The organism is Rhizobium sp. USDA 3886, from assembly GCF_056279785.1.
Genome location: NZ_JBWCDC010000001.1, coordinates 3,370,626 through 3,392,770, shown reverse-complemented (window position 1 = coordinate 3,392,770; position 22,145 = coordinate 3,370,626). Strand labels below are relative to the sequence as shown.

The 22,145-nt window shown below is 59.9% G+C and carries 24 protein-coding genes; 10 read left to right on the top strand and 14 right to left on the bottom strand.

All coding sequences use genetic code 11. The annotated features are described in order from the left end of the window. Nucleotides 1–2: 2 nt before the first annotated feature. From sdhA to sdhC, 3 genes are read right to left on the bottom strand one after another with little or no spacing between them, the layout of a single operon-like run. Nucleotides 3–1,844: a succinate dehydrogenase flavoprotein subunit gene (sdhA, locus tag ACZ9BX_RS17170; RefSeq protein WP_476219101.1), complete on the bottom strand. Its 1,842-nt coding sequence runs from the start codon at nucleotides 1,842–1,844 to the stop codon at nucleotides 3–5. Nucleotides 1,845–1,851: 7 nt separating this feature from the next. Further along, nucleotides 1,852–2,232, bottom strand: a complete 381-nt coding sequence (sdhD, locus tag ACZ9BX_RS17165; RefSeq protein ID WP_086999932.1) for a succinate dehydrogenase, hydrophobic membrane anchor protein — start codon at nucleotides 2,230–2,232, stop codon at nucleotides 1,852–1,854. Between the two features lie 10 nt (nucleotides 2,233–2,242). Further along, a complete protein-coding gene (sdhC, locus tag ACZ9BX_RS17160) occupies nucleotides 2,243–2,638 on the bottom strand; it encodes a succinate dehydrogenase, cytochrome b556 subunit (RefSeq protein WP_476219098.1) in 396 nt (131 codons plus the stop codon). Nucleotides 2,639–2,954: 316 nt separating this feature from the next. Between sdhC and ACZ9BX_RS17155 the strand changes: the two genes are divergently transcribed. Next, the gene (locus tag ACZ9BX_RS17155) at nucleotides 2,955–3,416 is read left to right on the top strand and encodes a hypothetical protein (protein ID WP_476219097.1); all 462 of its coding nucleotides are present in this window, start codon (nucleotides 2,955–2,957) and stop codon (nucleotides 3,414–3,416) included. On the opposite strand, the gene ACZ9BX_RS17150 is transcribed toward ACZ9BX_RS17155, so the two are convergent. The 5 genes from ACZ9BX_RS17150 to tsaD are packed head-to-tail and all read right to left on the bottom strand — an operon-like array spanning nucleotide 3,406 to nucleotide 6,875. After that, a complete protein-coding gene (locus ACZ9BX_RS17150; RefSeq protein ID WP_476219095.1) occupies nucleotides 3,406–4,053 on the bottom strand; it encodes a class I SAM-dependent methyltransferase in 648 nt (215 codons plus the stop codon). The genes ACZ9BX_RS17155 and ACZ9BX_RS17150 overlap by 11 nt on opposite strands. 6 nt (nucleotides 4,054–4,059) lie before the next feature. After that, nucleotides 4,060–4,491, bottom strand: coding sequence for an EVE domain-containing protein (locus ACZ9BX_RS17145; protein WP_476219093.1), 432 nt, complete (start codon nucleotides 4,489–4,491; stop codon nucleotides 4,060–4,062). A gap of 3 nt (nucleotides 4,492–4,494) precedes the next feature. Further along, nucleotides 4,495–4,788 (bottom strand): YciI-like protein, encoded by a 294-nt coding sequence (locus ACZ9BX_RS17140; protein WP_476219091.1) that lies wholly within the window; start codon nucleotides 4,786–4,788, stop codon nucleotides 4,495–4,497. 9 nt (nucleotides 4,789–4,797) lie between these two features. Further along, nucleotides 4,798–5,781, bottom strand: a complete 984-nt coding sequence (locus ACZ9BX_RS17135) for an NAD(P)H-dependent glycerol-3-phosphate dehydrogenase (RefSeq protein ID WP_476219089.1) — start codon at nucleotides 5,779–5,781, stop codon at nucleotides 4,798–4,800. Beyond that, nucleotides 5,778–6,875 (bottom strand): tRNA (adenosine(37)-N6)-threonylcarbamoyltransferase complex transferase subunit TsaD, encoded by a 1,098-nt coding sequence (tsaD, locus tag ACZ9BX_RS17130; protein ID WP_476219088.1) that lies wholly within the window; start codon nucleotides 6,873–6,875, stop codon nucleotides 5,778–5,780. Before tsaD ends, ACZ9BX_RS17135 begins: the two co-directional genes overlap by 4 nt. 73 nt (nucleotides 6,876–6,948) lie before the next feature. On the opposite strand from tsaD, the gene hemC reads away from it, so the two are divergent. From hemC to ACZ9BX_RS17090, 8 genes are all read left to right on the top strand, one after another. After that, nucleotides 6,949–7,878, top strand: a complete 930-nt coding sequence (hemC, locus tag ACZ9BX_RS17125) for a hydroxymethylbilane synthase (protein ID WP_476219086.1) — start codon at nucleotides 6,949–6,951, stop codon at nucleotides 7,876–7,878. Between the two features lie 6 nt (nucleotides 7,879–7,884). Beyond that, entirely contained in the window at nucleotides 7,885–8,589 is a 705-nt protein-coding gene (locus ACZ9BX_RS17120; RefSeq protein WP_476219084.1) for a uroporphyrinogen-III synthase, read from the top strand. 90 nt (nucleotides 8,590–8,679) lie between these two features. Then, nucleotides 8,680–9,933: a COG4223 family protein gene (locus ACZ9BX_RS17115; protein WP_476219082.1), complete on the top strand. Its 1,254-nt coding sequence runs from the start codon at nucleotides 8,680–8,682 to the stop codon at nucleotides 9,931–9,933. 3 nt (nucleotides 9,934–9,936) lie between these two features. After that, a complete protein-coding gene (locus ACZ9BX_RS17110) occupies nucleotides 9,937–11,541 on the top strand; it encodes a heme biosynthesis HemY N-terminal domain-containing protein (protein WP_476219080.1) in 1,605 nt (534 codons plus the stop codon). Nucleotides 11,542–11,557: 16 nt separating this feature from the next. After that, on the top strand, nucleotides 11,558–12,043 hold the full coding sequence (locus ACZ9BX_RS17105; protein WP_476219078.1) for a tellurite resistance TerB family protein: 486 nt from the start codon (nucleotides 11,558–11,560) through the stop codon (nucleotides 12,041–12,043). Beyond that, entirely contained in the window at nucleotides 12,033–12,791 is a 759-nt protein-coding gene (locus ACZ9BX_RS17100; RefSeq protein WP_476219077.1) for a glutamine amidotransferase, read from the top strand. Before ACZ9BX_RS17105 ends, ACZ9BX_RS17100 begins: the two co-directional genes overlap by 11 nt. 189 nt (nucleotides 12,792–12,980) lie before the next feature. Continuing rightward, nucleotides 12,981–13,271: a YggT family protein gene (locus tag ACZ9BX_RS17095; protein WP_027511731.1), complete on the top strand. Its 291-nt coding sequence runs from the start codon at nucleotides 12,981–12,983 to the stop codon at nucleotides 13,269–13,271. Beyond that, complete coding sequence (locus tag ACZ9BX_RS17090) at nucleotides 13,268–13,582, top strand: DUF167 domain-containing protein (protein WP_027511732.1); 315 nt, start codon at nucleotides 13,268–13,270, stop codon at nucleotides 13,580–13,582. The genes ACZ9BX_RS17095 and ACZ9BX_RS17090 overlap by 4 nt, the downstream gene beginning before the upstream one ends. A gap of 4 nt (nucleotides 13,583–13,586) precedes the next feature. Here the strand turns inward: ACZ9BX_RS17090 and ppa are convergent, their stop codons facing one another. The 5 genes from ppa to ACZ9BX_RS17065 form a co-directional block, all read right to left on the bottom strand. Then, complete coding sequence (gene ppa, locus ACZ9BX_RS17085) at nucleotides 13,587–14,120, bottom strand: inorganic diphosphatase (protein WP_476219075.1); 534 nt, start codon at nucleotides 14,118–14,120, stop codon at nucleotides 13,587–13,589. Nucleotides 14,121–14,298: 178 nt separating this feature from the next. Next, nucleotides 14,299–14,805, bottom strand: coding sequence for an N-acetyltransferase family protein (locus tag ACZ9BX_RS17080; protein WP_476219074.1), 507 nt, complete (start codon nucleotides 14,803–14,805; stop codon nucleotides 14,299–14,301). A 202-nt stretch (nucleotides 14,806–15,007) separates the two neighbouring features. Further along, nucleotides 15,008–16,825 (bottom strand): translational GTPase TypA, encoded by a 1,818-nt coding sequence (typA, locus tag ACZ9BX_RS17075; RefSeq protein ID WP_476219073.1) that lies wholly within the window; start codon nucleotides 16,823–16,825, stop codon nucleotides 15,008–15,010. Nucleotides 16,826–16,951: 126 nt separating this feature from the next. Next, the gene (locus ACZ9BX_RS17070) at nucleotides 16,952–18,529 is read right to left on the bottom strand and encodes an alkaline phosphatase D family protein (RefSeq protein WP_476219072.1); all 1,578 of its coding nucleotides are present in this window, start codon (nucleotides 18,527–18,529) and stop codon (nucleotides 16,952–16,954) included. Between the two features lie 137 nt (nucleotides 18,530–18,666). Further along, a complete protein-coding gene (locus ACZ9BX_RS17065) occupies nucleotides 18,667–20,754 on the bottom strand; it encodes a M3 family metallopeptidase (protein ID WP_476219071.1) in 2,088 nt (695 codons plus the stop codon). A gap of 211 nt (nucleotides 20,755–20,965) precedes the next feature. Here ACZ9BX_RS17065 and ACZ9BX_RS17060 point away from each other — a divergent pair, with 211 nt between their 5' ends. Then, a complete protein-coding gene (locus ACZ9BX_RS17060) occupies nucleotides 20,966–21,397 on the top strand; it encodes a hypothetical protein (RefSeq protein WP_476220054.1) in 432 nt (143 codons plus the stop codon). A 6-nt stretch (nucleotides 21,398–21,403) separates the two neighbouring features. Here the strand turns inward: ACZ9BX_RS17060 and ACZ9BX_RS17055 are convergent, their stop codons facing one another. After that, on the bottom strand, nucleotides 21,404–22,045 hold the full coding sequence (locus tag ACZ9BX_RS17055) for a LysE family translocator (protein WP_476219070.1): 642 nt from the start codon (nucleotides 22,043–22,045) through the stop codon (nucleotides 21,404–21,406). Between the last annotated feature and the right edge of the window lie 100 nt (nucleotides 22,046–22,145).

Below are 22,145 nucleotides of genomic sequence, written 5' to 3'. Positions count from 1 at the left end.
TCTTAATACACGCGAGCCTTCGGCGCGATCTTCTTGGGATCGATGCCTTCTGCGATGAGCTCGGTGTGAACCGGGCGGTAGTCGAGTTTGACCTCGCCGGCATTGTTGACCCAGGCGAGCGTGTGCTTGCGCCAGTTGACGTCGTCGCGGCCAGCGTATGCGCCTTCGGTGTAATCCTCACGGGCATGCGAACCGCGGCTTTCCTTGCGGGCCTCGGCGCCGTAGATCGTGGTGATCGCATTCGCCATCAAGTTCTGCAATTCAAGCGTCTCGACGAGATCGGAATTCCAGATCATCGAACGGTCGGTGACCTTGATATCCGACATTTCCTGCCAAATCGCCGAAATGCGCTGGCAGCCAGATTCCAGCGATTCCTGAGTGCGGAACACGGCAGCGTCTTCCTGCATGGCGCGCTGCATCTTCTCGCGCAGATACGCCGTCGGCGTTCCGCCATTGGCGTGGCGAAGACCGTCGAAGCGATCCATGATCTTGTCGCAGGCAGCTATATTCAGATGCGGGGTCGGTGCGGAGCGGTCAATGACCTCACTGGCACGGATTGCCGCTGCTCGGCCGAAAACGACGAGATCGATCAGCGAGTTCGAGCCGAGGCGGTTGGCCCCATGCACCGAAGCGCAGCCCGCTTCGCCGACGGCCATCAGCCCGGGAATCACGCGTTCCGGATTGGCGTTATCGGCATTGAGCACCTCACCCCAATAGTTCGTCGGAATGCCGCCCATGTTGTAATGGACGGTCGGCAGGACCGGGATCGGTTCGCGCGTCACATCGACACCGGCAAAGATCTTGGCGCTCTCGGAGATGCCCGGCAGGCGCTCGTGCAGAACGGCCGGATCGAGATGGTCGAGATGCAGGAAGATATGATCCTTGTTCTTGCCAACCCCGCGGCCTTCGCGGATTTCCAGCGTCATGCAGCGCGAGACGACATCGCGCGAGGCAAGGTCCTTTGCCGACGGCGCGTAGCGCTCCATGAAGCGCTCGCCTTCGGAGTTGACCAGGTAGCCGCCTTCCCCGCGCGCGCCTTCGGTGATCAGACAGCCGGAGCCGTAGATGCCGGTGGGATGGAACTGCACAAACTCCATGTCCTGCAGCGGAAGCCCTGCGCGCGCCACCATGCCGCCGCCGTCACCGGTGCAGGTATGGGCGGAGGTCGCGGAGAAATAAGCGCGGCCATAGCCGCCGGTCGCCAGCACCACCATCTTCGCCGCGAAGCGATGAATCGAGCCATCATCGAGGCACCAGGCAACAACACCAGTGCAACGATTGCCGTCTTCCGACATGATGAGGTCGAGTGCGAAATATTCGACGAAGAACTCAGCGTTGTGGCGCAGCGACTGGCCGTAAAGCGTGTGCAGGATGGCATGGCCGGTGCGGTCGGCAACGGCGCAGGTGCGCTGCACCGGCGGGCCTTCGCCGTAGTTCTGCATGTGGCCGCCGAACGGGCGCTGATAGATCTTGCCTTCCTCATTGCGCGAGAAAGGCACGCCGTAGTGCTCGAGCTCATAGACCGCCTTCGGCGCTTCCATGGCGAGATACTGCATGGCATCGACGTCGCCGAGCCAATCCGAACCCTTGACGGTGTCGTAGAGGTGCCACTGCCAGCTGTCCGGCGTCATGTTCTGCAACGAGGCGGCAATGCCACCCTGCGCCGCAACGGTGTGCGAGCGGGTCGGAAATACTTTGGTGATGCAGGCCGTGCGGAACCCCTGTTCGGCCATTCCGAGCGTGGCGCGAAGACCGGCGCCGCCGGCGCCGACGACGATCACGTCATAGGAGTGATCGACATATTTGTAGGCTTTCCCATTCTGAGCAGGTGAAGTCGGTGCCATGATGCGGTTATCCTACGAAAGCAATTTTCAGAATGGCAAAAAGACAGAGCCCCGCGACCAAGATCGCGAAAAACGTGTTTAGCATCAGCAGGACGAGCTTGCCGATTTCGCTGTGCACGTAATCCTCGATGATGGCCTGCATGCCGAGACGCATGTGAACGATGCCTGAAATCACCATCAGCCCCATGATGACCGCCACGAAGGGGTTCGACAGCGCATGCACGACATCCGCATAAGGCGCGCCAGCATAAACGATCATGAAGATGACGAAGAAGACGATGAGCGGGATGTTGGCAACAGCCGTCAGGCGCTGACGCCAGAAATGTTCGGTGCCTTCTTTGGCGGAACCGAGGCCGCGAACCTTACCCAGAGGGGTACGCATATCCATGTGAGCGACCTCAGAAGCGAATGATAAAGCCGATCACCCAGACCAGCACGGTAAGACAGAGCGATCCGATAATATTGGCGATGGCGAGCTTGGTGGAGAATTCCTTCCCGAAACCATGGCCGAGGTCCCACAGCAAGTGGCGCAGGCCGCCGAGCATGTGGTGAAGCAGTGCCCAGGTGTAACCAAGCAGGACGACCTTGCCGATGAGGCTGCCGAGCACCCAATTCACCCAGTCGTAATAAGCCTGGCCGGTCGCAGCCGCAATCAGCCACCAGGCGATCAGCAGCGTGCCGAAATAAAGAGCGGCACCGGTGATACGATGGATGATCGACATGACCATGGTAGGAATAAGTTTATAAACTTGCAAATGCGGCGACAGGGGCCGGTTATTTGTCACATTCGCCATCAGAACCTCGCGGCGTCTTCTCTGCGCTCCCGAATTTCGGAGCATTTCGAGGCAACCACAGGAATGACAAATTTGTCTGTGTGCGTTGCATCAACGGCGACGTTTAATCACCGAAACCCCCGACGACAAGCACAATTGCTGTCTGCTTTTAATTTAATCGATTCGCGTTACCGGGAAGTTGCCGGAAATGGAAACTGGCCTTTTCGGCTCAAATTTTATGCTGATTTTTCATCGCTCAAGTGGACAGAGGGGTAGTTTTGACGCAAGCTGGCGTTAACGATTTGTTAATGACCGAGTTTCCGGAGGCTGACGTCCCATGTTCCAGCGCATCTCGAAAGTCGTTTCGCTGCTGTTATGTGCTCTAATTGCGGTTCCCGCCGTGGCCGGCGAGCGCCACCGGCATCATCGCGGCACGATCCATTGGGCAAGCAGCGCCAAGTGGGCAAATATTGCCAAGCCCTGGTTCGGCGATCGCCGTCACCATCACGGTCATAACCGCCATGTTCGCCTCAAGCATTTCTCGCCGTCATCGAACGGCTACGGTATCCGCAGCGTTATCGCTGCATCGCCGCAGCTCTCCCGCCATGCCTACAGCGGCGTTTACGGCGGCACTTATGGCTACGAGACCGAAGGCGGCACCTATTTCGGCGTCGACGGCTATGAGACCTACGGCGCGCCGCAGGCCGCGCCGCTTGCAGCCAAGGCCAAGGTGATCGACGTCGCCGTCCAGGGCGACCCCTGCAGCTACGAGGCCGGCGTCTGCGTCATCAGGCCCTGAATCGCCAGACCGTCGTCTTCTTGATCTCGCTATCCTCGAGCGCCCGCGCTACGGGCACTTGGTAGATGGCGCAAAACTCCAGCCGCTCCTTTGGCAAATAAGCGCGTCCCGGATCGCCGACCAAGACCTCCTTGCCTTCGCTGGCCAGCCGTTCGAACCACGGAACGAGGGCGTCCGCGAAGACGCGGTCATAGAACACGTCGCCCGCCAGAACGATATCGGCATCGACAGGTTGGCCGACGAAATCGGCGCCATCGAAATCAATCGAGACCCCATTGGCAACAGCATTAAGCATCACGGCCGTCTCAGCCCACGGATCGATATCCGCCGCCTTCACCGTCGCCGCACCCGCCATCTTCGCCGCAATCGCGACGAGTCCCGAGCCTGTTGCAAAATCGAAAACGCGCTTATTCTGCACCGTCTCCGGATGATCGAGAATATAACGCGCAAGCCCCTGTCCACCTGCCCAGGCAAAAGCCCAAAACGGCGGCGGCAGGCCGATCTCCACCAGTTCCTCTTCCGTCTTGAGCCAAAGCTCATGCGCTTCGCTCGCCAGATGTAACCGGATCTCCGGCACATGCGGCGGCGCAATCAGACTCGTATTGGCGCGGATGAAGATTTCGGGATCTGTCTTCAAAGGCGGTCAGCGCGGCGGATTGTCGAGGCCGCCCATCCGGCAGACTTCGAGCCACTCGTCGTCTGTCACCGGTTGGACCGAAAGGCGCATCGACGTCACCAGCGCCATCTTCGAGAGCTTTTCGTTCGCCTTGACATCCTTCAGCGTCACCGGCTTCGGCATATCGCGCACGGCGCGGATATCGACGCAATCCCAGCGATCGTCGCCCTTCGCCGTCGAATCCGGATGCGACAACGCGCAGACCTCGACGATGCCGACGACCTCCAGGCCGTCATTCGAGTGATAGAAGAAGCCTTTGTCGCCGATCTGCATGGCGCGCATGTTGTTGCGGGCGAGATAATTGCGAACGCCCGTCCACTCCGTGCCTTTTTCGCCTGCGGCCTTCTGCTTCTCCCAGGACCAGGAAGACGGTTCGGATTTATAGAGCCAATGGGCCATTCCTTATGCCTCCGGATTGTTGAAGACCCAGTTGAAGGGCTTGATCTCGACGCTCTCGAAAAGACCGGCCTTCGCATACGGGTCGGCATCGGCGAGCGCCTTGGCTTCCTCGGCCGTCTCGGCTTTCACGATTACCAGACTGCCGCAGGGCTTGCCTTCGCCGTCGAGGAACGGTCCGGCCATGCTGAGCGTGCCTTCGGCATTCAGCTTATTCAAATACTCCAAATGTGTAGCACGTGTCTCCATGCGTACATTGAGATGCCCCGGCTTGTCCTTGCAGAGAAGGGCGAAAAGCATGTCTCTCTCCTATTCGGTCGTGATCGGACGTGTCATCAATTGCTCGATGGCCTCGGTGATGCCGAGTTTGCCTTCGATGATCGCCGAGACGGCGTCCGTGATCGGCATCGCGATGCCGAGCTCTTCCGCCAGCCGCGAGGCGACGGCGGCGGCAAATGCACCTTCCACCAATTCGCCTTGCAAAGGATCGGCCTTTTCGCCACGGCCGAGCGCAATACCGAAGCGCAGATTGCGCGACTGATGGCTCGTCGCAGTCAAGACGAGATCGCCAAGCCCGGAAAGCCCGCGCACCGTATCGGCCTGCCCGCCCTTGGCGACGATGAGGCGCGACATCTCCGCCAGCCCGCGCGCAATCAGCGCCGCACGCGCAGAATCGCCAATGCCGCAGCCTTCGACGATACCACAGGCGATCGCCAATACATTCTTCAGCGCACCACCAAGCTGCACGCCGATACGGTCGGACGACGGATAGAGCCGGAAGGTTCTGCCCGAAATCGCCTGAGCCAGCCGCTCGGCAACAGCCACCTCCGATGCCGCAAGTACCATAGCGGTCGGCAACCCTTTGGCAATATCAGCCGCAAAACCTGGCCCTGAAAGCACTGCGACGCGATGCTGCGGCAATTCGCGCTCCAGCATGTCGGTCAACAAGTTGCCGGTCGCCCGCTCGATGCCCTTGGCACATGTTACGATGATCGCGTCCTTAGCGAGATGAGCGCCATACTGCCGGGCGGCATCCGCCTGCGCCTGCGACGGCATGGCAAAAAGCACGATATCGGCATCGCCGATTGAATCAGGCTCTGCCGAAAACTCCAGAGCTTTCGGCAGCTCGATGCCCGGAAGAACCGCATCATGCAGCCGTTCGGCCTTCAGGTCGGCAATCAGCGAGGGATTACGGCCGACAAGAGTGACCTGGTTGCGGCCGGTGAGCGCAACGACGGAGGCGAGCGCCGTTCCGAAAGCGCCTGCGCCAACGACGGCAATCTGTTCGCTCATGCCTTTGCCCCCCGCTTTCCGTAATGAACCAGCGCTTCCGCGTTCGAATCCAGCGGCCAGCGCGACCGCGGTTGCACATCGAGGTCATCCGGCGCAACGCCCGTCGCCATGCGCTCGAGCCCTGCCCAGGCAATCATCACCGCATTGTCGGTGCACAATCTCAGCGGCGGCGCGATGAACCGGAAGCCGTGTTTGTCGCAGAGGGCCTGCAGCGTACCACGCACTTCCAGATTGGCGGCGACGCCGCCCGCAACGACCAAGGCCGGCTTCCTGTTCAGCTGCGGGAACTCCGCCTTAAACCGCTGCAATCCACGGCTGATGCGATCTCTCAGCGTCCTCGAAATCGCCTTCTGGAACGAGGCGCATATATCGGCGACATCCTGATCCGTGAGCGGCGCGATATCCGTTGCTGCCTGCCGGACCGCCGTCTTCAAGCCCGAAAAGGAGAAATCGAGCCGCGTTTCACCGACGAGCGGCCGCGGGAAATCAAAACGGTCCGGATTGCCGTTCTTCGCCGCCTCTTCCACCTGTGGCCCGCCTGGATAAGGCAGCCCGAGCAGCTTCGCGGTCTTATCAAAGGCCTCGCCGAGCGCATCGTCGATCGTCGTTCCCCAGCGTTCGTATTGGCCAATGCCGCGCACGAGGATGAGCTGCGTATGGCCGCCGGACACGAGCAGCATGAGATAAGGAAAGGAAAGCCCGTCCGTCAACCGGGCCGTCAGCGCATGGCCTTCGAGATGGTTCACGGCATAAAGCGGCTTACCGGTGGCCTTGGCGATCGCTTTGCCCGTCATCAATCCGACGAGCAGCCCACCGATCAATCCCGGCCCGGAGGTGGCGGCAATCGCATCGACGTCGGAGAGCGACACATTGGCGCGCTGCAACGCCTCGTCGATCAGCGTATCGAGCGCCTCGACATGAGCGCGCGCGGCTATCTCTGGCACCACGCCGCCATAGGCGCTATGCTCGTCCAACTGGCTCAAGACGACGTCGGAAAGCACCTTCGAGCGCCCGTCCGCATCGCGCTCGACCACAGCCGCGGCAGTCTCGTCGCAGCTTGTTTCGATGCCGAGGATGCGTAGAAAGGGAGCCATGAAGCCTGTCGTTGATTTGCGATGGGTGCGAAACCCGGTTACGAGAACTTCCGGTAACAACGGATCAAAGCGGATGCAAACAAAACCTTTCCGGATTGGCACGCGGGGCAGCCCGCTGGCCCTTGCTCAGGCCCACGAAGCGCGCGACAGGCTGATGGCAGCGCACGGAATGCCGGAGGAAATGTTCGAGATCGTTGTGCTGACGACGAAAGGCGACCGCATCACAGATCGTTCGCTTGCAGAGATTGGCGGCAAGGGTCTTTTCACTCAGGAGCTGGAAGAAAAGCTTGCCAGCGGCGATCTCGATTTCGCCGTCCATTCCGCCAAGGACATGCCGACGGTGTTGCCGCAAGGGCTCCATCTCTCGGCCTATCTGCCGCGGGAAGACATCCGCGATGCGGTAATCGGCCGCACGGCGCCGAAACTGATCGAGTTGCCGCACGGTGCGACGGTCGGGTCGGCATCACTGCGCCGCCAGGCACTGATCCGCCGTATGCGGCCTGATATCAAGGTCGTAACCTTCCGGGGCGCGGTGGAAACCCGGCTGCGCAAGCTGGACGAAGGCCAGGTCGATGCGACGCTGCTCGCGCTCGCGGGCCTGAAGCGTCTCGGTAAGGTGGACGTGATTACCGACATCCTCGACCCCGATACTTTCCCGCCCGCGCCCGCGCAGGGTGCTATCTGCATTGAAAGCCGCATCGGCGATCAGCGGATCGACGATCTGCTTGCAACGATCAATGACCCGGTCACCTACGATGCCGTCTCCTGCGAACGCGCTTTCCTTGCTGCCCTCGACGGCTCTTGCCGCACGCCGATCGGCGGCTACGCGATCTGCGAAGGCGATCAGATCAGGTTCTCCGGCCTGATCATCACCCCGGACGGCCGCAACCAGCATTCGGTGACCATCGACGGCCATCGCCGCGATGCCGCAGCACATGGCACCCGCGCCGGCCAGGACATTCGCGCCCGCGCCGGCAGCAGCTTCTTCGACGACTGGAGCTGATGCAGCATGCGCGTGCTGGTTACCCGTCCGCATCATTCGGGGGAACGAACCGCCAAAACGTTACGCGATATGGGACATGAGCCCGTATTGCTGCCGCTTTCGCAGCCCATGCATGATGGCAAGGCCGCGATGGATGCGCTGGCGAGGAGCGACGGTCCTATCGCCATCACAAGCACGGAGGCTGTCCATGCGCTCTCATCGTCAGGAACAGACGTCAAGCCTTATCGCCTCCGGCCGGTGTTCGCCGTTGGCAAAGCGAGCGCAAACGCAGCCAAAGCGATCGGATTTGCTTCGGTCCTGGCTTCGGCGGGCGATGGCGCGCAACTGGCGGAGCTGATCGCAGGGCAAATACGGGAACCGGTCACCTATCTTGCCGGTTCGCCACGTGCGGAAACGTTTGAGCTCAAGGCACAAGCACTTGGACTGAAGGTCGATATCGTCGAGTGTTATCGGATGCTGCCGGCAGAATCTGATCCGGACGCCCTGCTAAAAGCACTGATCCCGCCGCCAGAGGCAGTTCTCCTCTATTCCCGCCAGACCGCGGAGCGTTTTTTCAGTCTCGCCGGAACCCAATCGGAACCCGCCTGGATCAATCAGGCGCTCATTCTTTGTCTCAGCAAAGCCGTCGCAGCAGCTGTTCCGGCATCGCTCGGCAGAAATCTTCGCATCGCAGCATTACCGGATGAGAGAAGCCTTCTGTCGCTTCTTTGAAGGCCTTAGCCGCTCAAATTTGATCTAACCTCTTTTCATAAGTGGCATCTCTGACTAGTTTCGTTGCGATGCAGGAAAATGAGGATACGCATGGTATCGGGAAATCCGCCACGTCATTCGAAAAACCCCGACGAGCCGGTCACGATCGATCTGGAAGCGCAGGAAATTGCGGCAGCAGCCGATACCGACAAGAAATCCGAAGAGAACGGCCCTGACGCCGACGCTCCCGACGCAGACAATGCGACAGCCGACCTGGAGGCATCCGTCGATCCGGAAAAGGAACCATTGGCCGAGGAGACGGCTGAGCCCGCCGCCGCCTCCGAGGAGCCCGGTCAGCCGGAAATGACAGCCGACCCGGAGCCGATCCGGCAGCCGCCGCGCGGCGGAGCGACGTCGGGTCAGATCGCTGCGGGCATTTTCGGCGGCCTCGTTGCCCTGCTGGGTGTTGGCGTTATCCAATATGCCGGCTACCTTCCGACGTCTTCCCCACCCCAGACCGCGCTGGATGAAACGGCCAACCTTTCGGCTGAAATCGACGGCCTCAAGCAATCCATCGCGAACTTGGCCGCAGCACCGAATACCAGCGACGACGCGCTCGACAAGCGACTATCTGCTCTCGAGACGGCGGCAAAGACGCCTGCCGTCACGGGGCCAGCAGACACAGCGGCAGTCGATGCGCTGAACCAGAAGGTCGCGGATTTGGCCACGCAGCTGGAACAGGTGCGCACCTCTCTCTCTCAATCCTCCGAAGAGCGGGCGTCGAACGGCGCCGACATTATCAAGCGCCTGGAGGAAGCCGAGAAGAAGCTCAACGAACCACGCCAGGATGTTGCGGTTGCGCAGGCGATTGCCGCTGCGGCGCTCAAGGCAGCGATCGACCGCGGCGGACCTTTCATGGCCGAACTCGATACTTTCGCCGGCGTTTCGCCGGACGACCCCGCAGTCGCCGATCTACGCAATTTCGCCGAAACCGGCGTACCCTCGCGTGCCGAACTGATCCGTCAGGTTCCCGACGTCGCGACCGCCGTCATCCAATCCGTCACCCAATCGGATCCGAACCAGAGCTGGTCGGACCGGCTGATGGCGAGCGCCAAGTCGCTCGTTACCGTGCGCCCTGTCGGCAATATCGAGGGCGAAAGCGTCGAGGCGATTGCCGCCCGCATGGAAGACAAGGTGAAGAACGGCGACCTGCCGGGCGCTGCCAACGAGTGGAACGATCTGCCCGCGAACGCAAAGCAGGCTTCCGCCGCTTTCAAGCAATCGTTGGAAGCCCGCATCCGTGTCGAGGAACTGGTGGGTGGTGCGCTCTCCAAGGCCATTTCCGGCGCCGGCAAGGAGGGTTGATCGATGATCCGTCTCGTCGTCTTCGTCGCCCTCGTCGTCGTTCTCGGCTATGGTTTCTCCTGGCTTGCCGATCGCCCGGGCGATCTGTCGCTGGTGTGGGAAGGCCGGCTTTATCAGGCAAAGCTGATCGTCGCGGCAAGCGGCCTTATCGCACTGATCGCCGTTGTCATGATCGCCTGGTGGCTGATCCGCACGGTCTGGACGTCGCCTCATTCTGTGACACGCTATTTTCGCGCCCGCAAGCGCGATCGCGGTTATCAGGCGCTCTCGACCGGCCTTATTGCCGCCGGCGCGGGCAATGCCCTGCTTGCCCGCAAGATGGCAGCCCGTTCCCGCGGCCTCATCCGTGCCGATCAGGAGCCGCTGATCAACCTGCTCGAGGCACAGGCTGCCCTGATCGAAGGCCGGCATGACGAAGCGCGCGCCAAGTTCGAAGCGATGGCAAACGATCCGGAAACGCGTGAACTCGGCCTTCGCGGCCTCTATCTCGAAGCCAAACGCCTCGGCGCCAACGAGGCGGCGCGCCAATATGCCGAAAAGGCAGCCGACAACGCGCCCTATCTGCCCTGGGCGGCACAGGCGACGCTCGAATACCGGAGCCAGTCCGGCCGCTGGGACGACGCCATCCGGCTTCTTGAGCAACAGAAGGCCGCGCGTGTCGTCGAAAAGCAGGATGCGGACCGTCTGCGCGGCGTGCTGCTGACGGCTCGCGCTGACGACAAGCTGGACAGCGATCCGGCCGGTGCCCGTGACGACGCGATGCATGCGCTGAAGCTCATTGCCGACTTCGAACCGGCCGCTATCATCGCCGCCAAGGCACTTTTCCGCGAGGATAAACTGCGCAAGGCCGCCTCGATCCTCGAGCAGTCATGGAAAGCCGGACCGCATCCCGAGATCGGCCGCACTTATGTGCTCGCTCGAAGCGGCGATTCCTCCCTTGATCGCCTGAAACGCGCCGAAAAGTTGGAGGTCCTGCGTCCCAACAACGTCGAGTCCCTGCTCGTGGTCGCGCAGGCGGCGCTCGATGCGCAGGACTTTGCGAAGGCCCGCGCGAAGGCGGAAGCTGCCGCCCGCATGCAGCCGCGTGAAGCCGCCTTCCTGCTGCTTGCCGACATCGAAGAGGCCGAAACCGGCGACCAGGGCCGTGTACGCCACTGGCTGGCGCAGGCGCTGAAGGCGCCGCGTGACCCGGCCTGGGTCGCCGACGGCTTCGTTTCCGACAAATGGCTGCCCGTCTCACCCATCACCGGCCGTCTCGACGTCTTCGAATGGAAGGCGCCCTTCGGTCAGCTCGAAGGGCCGGTCGAGGAACGACCCACCATCTCGATCGACGCCGCGCTGCGGACTTTGCCGCCCGTTCGCGAAACACGGCCCGAAAGTCCGGCCAACGATCACCGAATCATCGAGCTGGAGCGCGCGGCAACGATTGCCGAGGCCGCCCGACCGGCTCCTGCTCCGAAGTCTGTCTCGCCCGCGCCGGTCGCCAAGCAACCAGAGCCGGTTACCGCGCAGCCAGAACCGAAACCCTTTTATGGAATGCCGGATGACCCTGGCGTTCGCAACACGAAGGCGGAACCAGAACCCAAGACACGACTCCGCCTTTTCTGAATGGAACGAAATCTGCATGTTCGAACGTTTTCAGGCATTCTTCCAAAATCTCGCTGCAAACAATCCCAAGAAGGGTTTTAGCCCTGACGATCCCCGCATTGCCGTTGCCGCTCTCTGCATGCAGGTGATGGAGGCGGATGGGAAGATCAAGGACAGCGAAAAGAAACGGCTCCGCAAACTGCTCAAGGAGCAATACGGGCTCGACGGAAAGCAGCTGGACGCATTGATCGCCGCCGGCCAGGAAGCCGAGAGCAGCGCCGTCGACTATTACCGCTTCACGTCCGACCTGAAACGCCATCTCGATACCGAGCAGCGGCAGGAACTCATCGGCATTCTCTGGGACATCGTCTATGCCGATGGCGAACGCAGCGAGATGGAGGATCACGTCATCTGGCGGATCGCCGATCTGCTCGGCGTCTCCTCCCGCGAGCGCATCCGGAAACGTCAGGAGGCAGCCGCACGCGTGACCGATACGGTGGTGGTGCAAGACGATGCCGATTGACCGTCCCATCGAGCGCGACAAGCGCCCTATCCTGATCATCCTGCATCAGGAACGCTCCAGCCCCGGCCGAGTAGGTCAGCTTCTGGTCGACAAGGGCTACAGCCTCGACATCCGCCGCCCGGTTCTGGGCGATAAGCTGCCCACCACGCTTGAAAACCACGCCGGAACGGTCGTCTTCGGCGGGCCGATGAGCGCAAACGATCCGGACGACTTCGTGAAAACCGAAGTCAACTGGCTGGACATTCCACTCAAGGAAAACCGCCCGTTCCTCGGCATCTGCCTTGGCGCACAGATGCTGGTGCGCCACCTTGGCGGCAAGGTGCAGCCGAATGCCGACGGCTCGACGGAAATCGGCTGGTATCCGCTCCGCCCGACCGAAAAGGGCCGCTTGCTGATGCACTGGCCGAAGATGGTCTACCATTTCCATCGCGAGGGCTTCGATCTGCCGCACGGCGCCGATCTGCTCGCAGAAGGCGATACCTATCCGAACCAGGCTTTTCGCTACAACGGCAACGCCTGGGCGCTGCAGTTCCACGCCGAGCTCACCCGCGTGATGATGCACCGCTGGGTCGTCCACGGCGCTCATCGCTTCATTCTGCCGAATGCACAGCAGGGCCGGGAGCATCTGGAAGGCCGCATGCTCTTCGATGCGCCGCTCAAGGCCTGGCTGACCGAATTTCTCGATATCGTCTTCGAAGGCAAGACGGCAAAGGCCGTACCGGGCTCTATAGCTGCACTGTCCGCATAGGTGCGCAGAAGTCTGCTCGATGCCACGCGCCGCTGCTTTCCCATTGCACTGTTCGTTTTCTGCTGCGAAAAAGCCGCACGCATGATCGAACACGCCCGCCAAGCATGATTCGCCGCAGGTTTTCACGCGGCACTTGCCCGTTTGGCCCCCAATGGCTACATGTCTGTCAGAAACGAACTGGAGACCAAGATGATTGCCCTATTTCAAACCATTGATTTGGCTTTGAATCTTTACACCTGGGTGCTCATTGCGAGTGCCATTTTCTCCTGGCTTTACGCCTTCAACGTCATCAATTCCAGCAACCAGTTCGTCAATTCGGTCGGCATGTTCCTCTACAATGTGACCGAGCCGCTACTGCGTCCGATTCGCCGGCTGCTGCCGAATCTTGGTGGTATCGACATCTCGCCGATCATTCTTCTGCTCATCATCTTCTTCCTCCGCTCGCTGATGTGGAACACTCTCTTCCCGCTGGTGGCGTGAATTCCGCCGGGAAGATTTTCGATGATCACATACGCCTTGCCGTTCGGTTGACACCGAATGGCGGGCGCGACGCGATCGATGGCTTCGAGGCCGATGCCGAAGGCGCGTGCCACATTAAAGTCCGTGTCACCGCGATTCCTGAAAAAGGAAAAGCCAACAAGGCGCTGATCGCGCTTCTGTCCAAAGCGCTCTGCATCCCGAAATCCTCGATCCAATTGGTTTCAGGCGATACATCACGCAAAAAAATCCTTCGGATCGATGGCGACCCGAAGGAGTTGATGGAAAGGCTCGAAAAGCTTCTGAAGCCGTAACGGCTTATTTCGCCGTCTGGGCACGCTCAACGGCTTCGAGGATGAGCTGACCGGCTTCCTTCGAATCGCCCCAGCCGAAAATCTTCACCCACTTGCCGGGCTCCAGGTCCTTGTAGTGCGCGAAGAAGTGCTCGATCTGCTTCAGCGTGATCTCCGGAAGGTCGGTGTAATCCTTCACCTTCTCGTAGCGCAACGTAAGCGCCGGCGAAGGAACGGCGATGATCTTCTCGTCCTTGCCCGAATTGTCTTCCATCTTCAGAACGCCGATCGGGCGGACATTGATGACACAGCCTGGAACCAGCGGACGCGTGCTGGCGATCAGGACATCGATCGGATCGCCGTCTTCCGAAAGCGTATGCGGCACGAAGCCGTAGTTGCCCGGATAGGTCATCGGCGTATAGAGGAAGCGGTCGACGACCAGCGTGCCGGCTTCCTTGTCCATTTCATACTTGATGGGGTGACCGCCGACCGGAACTTCAACGATGACGTTGACATCTTCCGGAGGATTCTTCCCGATGGAAATGGCGTCGATTCGCATGCAAAACTCCCACAAAATGAATTGTTCGCAGCCAAATAGTCCGTTTTATGCCGCAACGCAACACGGCGCGTTCGTGATGTTCCAGATACAGCTTGAAATATTGAAGGACAAGCGGCCTATTTCGCCAGTTGGTTCAAAGCGATGCAGCACTGTTTCGAAAAGTTGAAGGCTGTGCTTTTCAGTTCCAGATGAAGCCGATTTTCTTCAACTGCTTGTGGTCGAAGCTCTCCATGCCTTCGCAGAAGTCGACGCCGCCATGGCCGCGATAGAAATGGCTGGCGTTCTCGTTTTCCTCCAGGCACCAAACCACGAGGCCCTTGCAGCCGAGTGACTTCAGAAGCCGCCTCGCCTCGCCGAAAAGCATGCGCCCAAGACCGATGCCCTGATACTCAGGACGAAGATAAAGTTCGTAGATCTCGCCTTCCTGCGGCAGTGCGCGGGCGCGATTGAGGCCGAGTGTGGCATAGCCTGCGACCGTGCCGGCGACGTCAAGAACGAGAAGGGTTGCCGGACCGCGGGTTGCCTTGCGCCACCAGTTCTCGCCGCGGCGTTCGATCATGTGCGTCAAGGCACGATGCGGAATGATCCCGGCATAGGTGTACTGCCAAGCGAGGCGATGCACCTCGGAGATGGCCTGAGCATCATGCGGTTCCGCCCGCCGGACATCGATCGACAACGTCTTCATAACGCTTACTCTGGTCTTCCAGCAGGCAATTAACCATACGCGATCATGCGTTTCGGCCGTTTGCCCACAGACTTAACATGTGGACGATGAGCAAAATTTAACGCTTTTTTAACTATTGCGACAAGCCGGATTCGACGCAGCACACAATAAAAAACCCCGGCACAGTAGCCGGGGTTTAAAGCCTTCAAGGTGTCTGGATGGCTCAGGCCATCTTTGCCTTGCTGAAGCGCTTGCGATCGTTTGCGTCGAGATACATCTTGCGCAGGCGGATTGACTTCGGCGTCACTTCCATCAGCTCGTCGTCCTGGATCCAGGACAGGGCGCGGTCGAGCGTCATGCGGATCGGCGGCGTCAGCTTGACGGCCTCGTCCTTGCCAGCAGCGCGGATGTTGGTCAGCTGCTTGCCCTTGAGAACGTTGACTTCAAGATCGTTGTCGCGGGAATGAATGCCGATGATCATGCCCATGTAGACCTTTTCGCCCGGCTCGATCATCATCGGGCCGCGATCTTCCAGGTTGAACATGGCATAGGCAACAGCTTCGCCCGGAGCGTTGGCGAGCAGAACGCCGTTGGTACGGCCGCCGATTTCACCCTTGAACGGCTGATATTCCTTGAACAGACGGTTCATCACGGCTGTGCCGCGCGTGTCGGTCAGGAGTTCCGACTGGTAGCCGATCAGGCCCCGCGTCGGCGCGTTGAACACCAGGCGAAGACGGTTGCCGCCAGAAGGCCTGAGCTCGGCCATTTCGGCCTTGCGCTCGGACATCTTCTGCACGACGACGCCGGAATGCTCTTCATCGACGTCGATGACGACTTCTTCGACCGGCTCCATCAGCTGGTCGTTCTCATCGCGATGCATAACCACGCGCGGACGCGACACGGCCAGTTCGAAGCCTTCGCGGCGCATCGTTTCGATCAGAACGGCGAGCTGCAATTCGCCACGACCGGACACGTAGAAGGAATCCTTGCCTTCTGCTTCTTCAATTTTCAGCGCGACGTTGCCTTCGGCTTCCTTGTAGAGACGGTCGCGAATGACGCGCGAGGTCACCTTGTCGCCTTCGGTCCCAGCCAGCGGACTGTCGTTCACGATGAAGGACATGGTGACAGTCGGCGGATCGATCGGCTGTGCGGTGAGCGCCTCGGTAACCGAGGGATCGCAGAAGGTATCGGCAACCGTGCCCTTGGAGAGACCGGCAATCGCGACGATGTCGCCTGCATGCGCTTCTTCGATCGACGTGCGCTCGATGCCGCGGAAAGCGAGGATCTTCGAGATACGGCCGTTTTCAATCAGCTTGCCATCCTGGCTCAGAACCTTGACGGCCTGGTTCGGCTTGATCGAGCCGGAATTGATGCGGCCAGTGATGATACGGCCGAGGAAGGGGTTAGCCTCGAGGATCGTACCGATCATCGTGAACGGACCTTCGTGGACTGTCGGTTCCGGAACATGCTCGAGCACGAGGTCGAGCAGCGGTGCGAGACCTTGGTCCTTCGGGCCTTCCGGGTTGACGTTCATCCAGCCATCACGGCCAGAACCGTAAAGGATCGGAAAATCGAGCTGTTCGTCAGTCGCGTCGAGGTTTGCAAAGAGGTCGAACACTTCGTTGATGACTTCTTCGTGGCGGCCATCAGGGCGGTCGATCTTGTTGATCGCGACGATCGGGCGAAGGCCGACCTTCAGGGCTTTCGAGACGACGAACTTTGTCTGCGGCATCGGGCCTTCGGACGAGTCGACCAGAACGATCGCGCCGTCCACCATCGAGAGAATGCGCTCGACTTCACCGCCGAAGTCGGCGTGGCCGGGGGTGTCGACGATGTTGATGCGGACACCTTTCCATTCCACCGACGTCGCCTTCGCGAGAATGGTGATGCCGCGCTCCTTTTCGAGGTCGTTCGAGTCCATCACACGCTCTGCAACGCGCTGGTTCTCGCGGAACGAGCCGGACTGTTTCAGGAGTTCGTCCACCAAGGTCGTCTTGCCATGGTCAACGTGCGCGATGATCGCGATGTTGCGAAGTGCCATATGTTTTCAAATCTCTGAGGCTGAGGCGCTACGTTCAAGAGAATGCGCCAATTACGTTTGGCGCGCTCTTACAGTGTTTTTCGCGTTTGCGAAAGGGGGGAGGGCGGATCGGAGCCATGCAACCCTTTAGCTCATGCGTTGCGGGTCGATGACCGTCCGCCAGAGCTCGGTATCGTTTCTGTCCATCAGCCGCACGGTCATCTGCTCGGTCTGCCCGTCGATCTCGACCAGTCCGAAGAATTGAAGTCCGGCGGACGGCGGCAGGTTGGAGTCCGCGCCGCCGGGGGCTGCTTTGATGAAGCGCACTTCAGGGCCGAAGGTCATGTCGAGCTCCTGCGGGCCGTAGGTTCCCGAATGCAGCGGCCCGGAAACGAATTCCCAGAACGGCAGAAACTCGCGGAATTTCGCCTTGGCCGGATCATAATAATGCGCCGCCGTGTAGTGAACATCGGCCGTCAGCCAGACGATGTTCGAGATTGCCGCGTCACGGATGAAGCGCAGCAGATCGGCAAATTCCACCTCTCGCCCGAGCGGAGTTCCGTTGTCGCCGTTGGAGAAGGACTCGCTGCCTTGGCGTTTTCCATAATCATCCCAGATGACCAGTCCGACCGGCATATCGCAGGCAATCACCTTCCATGTTGCAGCCGAGCGCGCCAGTTCGCGCTTCAGCCACGCCACTTGCGTCTCGCCAAGGAGGCGGGATTTCACCGTCAGGGTCTGATCCAGCCCATGGTCGTTCGGCCCCCGATAGGATCGCAAATCGACGAAGAAGATATCGAGCAGCGGACCATATGAGACTTTGCGGTAGAAGCGCCCGGGTTCAGCGGCAATGTAGCGGATGGGCGTCATCTCATGGAAGGCGCGGCTTGCCCGCGCTGCCAGCGTTGAAACGGACTTTTCCTTATAGCGATCGTCCCCACGAAGATCGGTCGAAGGCGACCAGTTGTTCAGGACCTCATGGTCGTCCCATTGATAGAAGATCGGACAGAGGGCGTTCAGTTCCCTCACGTGCTCATCGAGCAGATTGTATTTCCACTGTCCGCGAAACTGATCGAGTGTCTGCGCGATGTCGCGCTTTTCCTCAGTCACAATCCTGTTCTTCCAGAGCCCGCCGTCACGCAGCCTGATCTCGTCCGGCATCGGATTGTCGGCATAGATCGTATCGCCGGAATGGATCATGAAATCGGGGCGGTGATAGGCGATCGTCTGATAGGTGCGCATACCGTCGTCATCGATCCCCCAACCCTGCCCCGCCGTATCGCCTGACCATGCGAAGCGGATCGTCCGCTTGTTGGTAGGCGCGGTGCGGAACTGACCGTGAATTCGTTCGGAGATGCTGTTGATGTCCTGTAGGTCGGCGGCCGTAAACCTGTAGAAGATGTCCTGGTCCGGCGGCAGGTCCTGCAGCAGCAGTTTGCCCGCAAGATCGGTCTCCGCTGTGACGTCGATCGGAGCCAGTCTGACAGCATTCGCGAATTTGTCGCTCGTCGAATATTCGACAAAGAGCCGCGACGGCCGATCGACACGCGTCCATATCATGCCTGACGTTACGTCCACATCACCGGATTGAACGCCTGACGTGAAGATCGGGCGGCTCGAAGAGCCGCGCGCGTAATATGGCATCACGAGGCTGGCTGCCGCAAAGCCACCGACTGCGCCGATCGAAGAGAGGAAGCGGCGGCGCGTCGTGTCCGTCAATTTCATGCCATGGCTCATCCGGCTTGCTTCGAGAGCGGGAACGAATCTCCCGCAGCAAGCCTAGAGCGGCCGTCATGTCAGTCTCTTGAAGATGACATGACGGTTTTCCGAAACTTCGGCGACAGTTTTGTTAATGGATCATCTCAGGCATCGCTGCCCGACAGCTCCTCGAACGTGGCGAGGCCCTTCTTGACGAGCATCGCATCCGGGGTCGGCAGCTTGCCGCGGAAACCCTTGTAGGCGTCTTCCGGATCGATCGACCCGCCGCTGGAATAGATGTTGTCCTTGAGCTTCCGCGCCATCTCACCGTTGAAGGCGTCACCTGTTTCCTCGAAAGCCGCGAAGGCATCGGCATCAAGCACTTCAGACCACATATAGGAGTAATAGCCTGCCGAATAACCCCCGGAGAAGATGTGCTGGAAGTGCGGCGAGGCATGGCGCATCACGAGAGACTTCGGCATCCCGAGTTCGGCAAGCACCTGCTTTTGCACCGCCATCGGGTCTTCCACAGTGTCGCGCGTGTGAAACTCCATGTCGACAATCGCCGAGGAGGTGAACTCGACCGTGTTGAACCCGGCATTGAAGGTGCGGGCCGCAAGCACCTTGTCGAGCAGTGCCTGCGGCATGGATTCGCCGGTTTCGAAATGCACCGCATATTGCTTGAGGATCGCAGGAACCGTCAGCCAATGCTCGTAAAGCTGCGATGGCAGCTCCACGAAGTCGCGCGAAACGGCCGTGCCCGACACGGTCGGATAGGTCACATTCGAAAGCATGCCATGCAGCGCGTGGCCGAATTCATGGAAAAGCGTGCGCGCATCGTCCAGCGAAAGCAGTGCCGGCTTACCCTCGGCCGGTTTTGCGAAATTGCACACATTGTAGATGATCGGCAGTTCGCCCTGGCGTGCATTCTTCATTGTGAGTTTGTGCTGAGATTGGAACGCGCTCATCCAGGCGCCCGAGCGCTTGGAACTGCGGGCAAAATAGTCGCCCAGGAAAAGCGCAACCAGCTTATCTTCGCTATCACGAATTTCGAAGACGCGCACATCCGGATGATAGGCGGCAATGCCCTTCTTTTCGACGGCACGAATGCCGAAGAGGCGGCCGGCGACGTCAAAACAGGCATCGATGATTTTTTCGAGTTGCAGATAGGGCTTCAGCTCGGCTTCGGAGAAATTGAACCTCTGCGCCCTGATCTTTTCGGCATAATAGCGCCAATCCCAAGGCATGACCTCATGGTTCTTGCCGTCCTCGGCAATCAGCCTGGCAATATCCGCCTCTTCGTCATGCGCCCGTTTGACAGCCCTTGCCCACACAGCGCGCAGCAGACCGTTTACAGCGGCCGGCGTCTTTGCCATCGTATTGTCGAGCTTCAGTTCCGCGAAATTGCCGTATCCGAGAAGCTTCCCGACTTCGCCGCGAAACGCCAGCGTCTCGCGGATGATGCCGCGATTGTCCGTCTCGCCCTCGTTCTCGCCGCGGGCAACCCATGCCTTGAAGGCCTGCTCGCGCAGGTCGCGCCGCTCGGAAAAGGTCAGGAATGGTTCGATGATCGAGCGCGACAGAGTGACCGCAAACTTCCCCTCTTCACCGCGCTCGCGCGCCGCCGCCGCCATGGCGTCCTTCAGGAAATCCGGAATGCCCGCGAGCTCCGGTCCTTCGGAGAAGATCAGCGACCAGTTCTTCTCGTCGGCAAGCACGTTCTGTCCGAACTGCGTGCTCAGGCCTGCGAGCTTTTCGTTGATTGTCGCGAGCTTTTCCTGTTCCCCCTTCGGCAGCTTGGCACCGGATTTCACGAAGCTTTTCCAATGCCGCTCTAGCACACGCGTCTGCTCGAGTGTCAGACCGAGACTCTCCCGCTTCTCCCAGAGCGCATCGATACGTGCAAAAAGCGCAGCGTTCATTCCGATCTTGGAATGGTGGCGCGACATTTTCGGCGAGATATCGCGCTCCAGCGCTTGGATCGTATCGTTCGTATGCGCGCCCGCCCGGTTCCAGAACAGCGCCGAAACACGCGAAAGCTCATCGCCTGCAAGCTCTAGCGCGACGATCGTATTCTCGAATGTGGGCGCTTCCACGTTTCCGGCGATCGCATCGATCTCCACATCATGAGATGCGAAAGCAGCATCAAAAGCGGCAGCGAAATCGCCATCGTTCAACGCGTCGAAGCGCGGCAGGCCATGAAGCCCATTCCAGTTGACGAGAGCCGGGTTGAAATCTTGTGTGGATGGCATGCTGACGTCCTTTATGCAGAGGGCTGAAACGGCAATATAGGCAAGGCATCGCGGCATTGGTATGCCGCTGGCGAAATTCACTTTTTGCCTTTCACAGTAAGTTTTAACCGACAAGAATTGATACACAAGAATTAACCAATCGTTGACGATTGACGCGACGCGCGCGCTGGCGCTAGTCTCAAGCCACTCTTTCCGTCAGGGGACATATGCCATGGAAATTTTTTCTGTGCGGTCTTCTCAGAGTTTGCTTTTTAAAAACAGCCAGAACAACGCAAAAAATTCGAAGACCGAAGAGATTGGAATCGACACCGGAGCGGCCGCTTCAGTGATATTCAGAATCGAAGACAATGGTGTCGAAGGCCCGGATTTTACGGCGATGAGCCCGGGCGAGCTGCGCAACCATGCGCGCCAAAGCTACGACGGGGGCGGGATCGATCAGGACACATTTGCGGCGATTTCCGAGCCGCTGCCGATGCACGCCATCGATGCACAGGGTAACGTCATCGACCTGACCGGGATCACCGACGGCACGCTATTCAATTTTCGCGATTATTACGAAAACCAGCTGCAGATCGCCATGTCGATCGGCGATTCCGATAGCGTGAAGACACTGAAATCCATCGTGAATTTCTTGAACGTTTGACCGCGTTCAGGCCTTACGCCATCCGAGCAGGCCTGGCGTCGCGTGCCAGAGCGCCTGGGCTGCAAATCCCATGAAGAGCACGCCGGAACAGCGGACGATCAGCCGCTCATGCGCGCGGTAGAAACGACGCACAGCGCCTGCGCCGATGATGGCGACAAGAATAAGATCGGCAGTCACGAAGCCTACGAAGGATACGCTGAGAAGCAGCGGCAACGCCTCGAAATCGAGGGCACCTGCCGAACCTGCGACCAACGCCGTGAAGGTCGCAAGCGCTACCGGATAACCCTTCGGATTGGTGACACCGAAAATCAGCCCACGGCGAAAGGGCCGCTTGACCATCACCAACGCCCGCCCGTCACCTTTCGGCTTCGCCGTTACCGCGCTCCAGCCGATCCAGGCGAGATAGAAGCCGCAGAGCAAGCCGAGCAGATCGAAGACGAAGGTGCCGATTGTTCTTGCGCCGACGATCGCAACCAGCGCCAGCGCCGACCAGAGAATATCGCCGACGAGATGCCCCATCATGAAGAAGGCACCAGCCTTTCGTCCTTGCCCAGCACCAATGCCGAGAAGCTGAAGGAACGCCGGACCTGGAATGAGCACATAAAAGAGAGCCGCCAGAAAGGTACCGACAAGCAGGGGTTGCGTCATGTCAAACGCTCCGAAGGGTCAAAGCCGCAGACTATGCTAACCCGATAATCCGTCAAGCGCCGCACAACTCAAAAAGAAGAGGCCCGCGGCGCTGCCGGCG

What these genes read in the sequence shown, in the direction of transcription:
- sdhA (WP_476219101.1), bottom strand. Translation starts at nt 1,844, where the DNA reads ATGGCACCGACTTCACCTGCTCAGAATGGGAAAGCCTACAAATATGTC.
- sdhD (WP_086999932.1), bottom strand. Translation starts at nt 2,232, where the DNA reads ATGGATATGCGTACCCCTCTGGGTAAGGTTCGCGGCCTCGGTTCCGCC.
- sdhC (WP_476219098.1), bottom strand. Translation starts at nt 2,638, where the DNA reads ATGGCGAATGTGACAAATAACCGGCCCCTGTCGCCGCATTTGCAAGTT.
- ACZ9BX_RS17155 (WP_476219097.1), top strand. Translation starts at nt 2,955, where the DNA reads ATGTTCCAGCGCATCTCGAAAGTCGTTTCGCTGCTGTTATGTGCTCTA.
- ACZ9BX_RS17145 (WP_476219093.1), bottom strand. Translation starts at nt 4,491, where the DNA reads ATGGCCCATTGGCTCTATAAATCCGAACCGTCTTCCTGGTCCTGGGAG.
- ACZ9BX_RS17140 (WP_476219091.1), bottom strand. Translation starts at nt 4,788, where the DNA reads ATGCTTTTCGCCCTTCTCTGCAAGGACAAGCCGGGGCATCTCAATGTA.
- ACZ9BX_RS17135 (WP_476219089.1), bottom strand. Translation starts at nt 5,781, where the DNA reads ATGAGCGAACAGATTGCCGTCGTTGGCGCAGGCGCTTTCGGAACGGCG.
- tsaD (WP_476219088.1), bottom strand. Translation starts at nt 6,875, where the DNA reads ATGGCTCCCTTTCTACGCATCCTCGGCATCGAAACAAGCTGCGACGAG.
- hemC (WP_476219086.1), top strand. Translation starts at nt 6,949, where the DNA reads ATGCAAACAAAACCTTTCCGGATTGGCACGCGGGGCAGCCCGCTGGCC.
- ACZ9BX_RS17120 (WP_476219084.1), top strand. Translation starts at nt 7,885, where the DNA reads ATGCGCGTGCTGGTTACCCGTCCGCATCATTCGGGGGAACGAACCGCC.
- ACZ9BX_RS17115 (WP_476219082.1), top strand. Translation starts at nt 8,680, where the DNA reads ATGGTATCGGGAAATCCGCCACGTCATTCGAAAAACCCCGACGAGCCG.
- ACZ9BX_RS17110 (WP_476219080.1), top strand. Translation starts at nt 9,937, where the DNA reads ATGATCCGTCTCGTCGTCTTCGTCGCCCTCGTCGTCGTTCTCGGCTAT.
- ACZ9BX_RS17105 (WP_476219078.1), top strand. Translation starts at nt 11,558, where the DNA reads ATGTTCGAACGTTTTCAGGCATTCTTCCAAAATCTCGCTGCAAACAAT.
- ACZ9BX_RS17100 (WP_476219077.1), top strand. Translation starts at nt 12,033, where the DNA reads ATGCCGATTGACCGTCCCATCGAGCGCGACAAGCGCCCTATCCTGATC.
- ACZ9BX_RS17095 (WP_027511731.1), top strand. Translation starts at nt 12,981, where the DNA reads ATGATTGCCCTATTTCAAACCATTGATTTGGCTTTGAATCTTTACACC.
- ppa (WP_476219075.1), bottom strand. Translation starts at nt 14,120, where the DNA reads ATGCGAATCGACGCCATTTCCATCGGGAAGAATCCTCCGGAAGATGTC.
- ACZ9BX_RS17080 (WP_476219074.1), bottom strand. Translation starts at nt 14,805, where the DNA reads ATGAAGACGTTGTCGATCGATGTCCGGCGGGCGGAACCGCATGATGCT.
- typA (WP_476219073.1), bottom strand. Translation starts at nt 16,825, where the DNA reads ATGGCACTTCGCAACATCGCGATCATCGCGCACGTTGACCATGGCAAG.
- ACZ9BX_RS17070 (WP_476219072.1), bottom strand. Translation starts at nt 18,529, where the DNA reads ATGAAATTGACGGACACGACGCGCCGCCGCTTCCTCTCTTCGATCGGC.
- ACZ9BX_RS17065 (WP_476219071.1), bottom strand. Translation starts at nt 20,754, where the DNA reads ATGCCATCCACACAAGATTTCAACCCGGCTCTCGTCAACTGGAATGGG.
- ACZ9BX_RS17060 (WP_476220054.1), top strand. Translation starts at nt 20,966, where the DNA reads ATGGAAATTTTTTCTGTGCGGTCTTCTCAGAGTTTGCTTTTTAAAAAC.
- ACZ9BX_RS17055 (WP_476219070.1), bottom strand. Translation starts at nt 22,045, where the DNA reads ATGACGCAACCCCTGCTTGTCGGTACCTTTCTGGCGGCTCTCTTTTAT.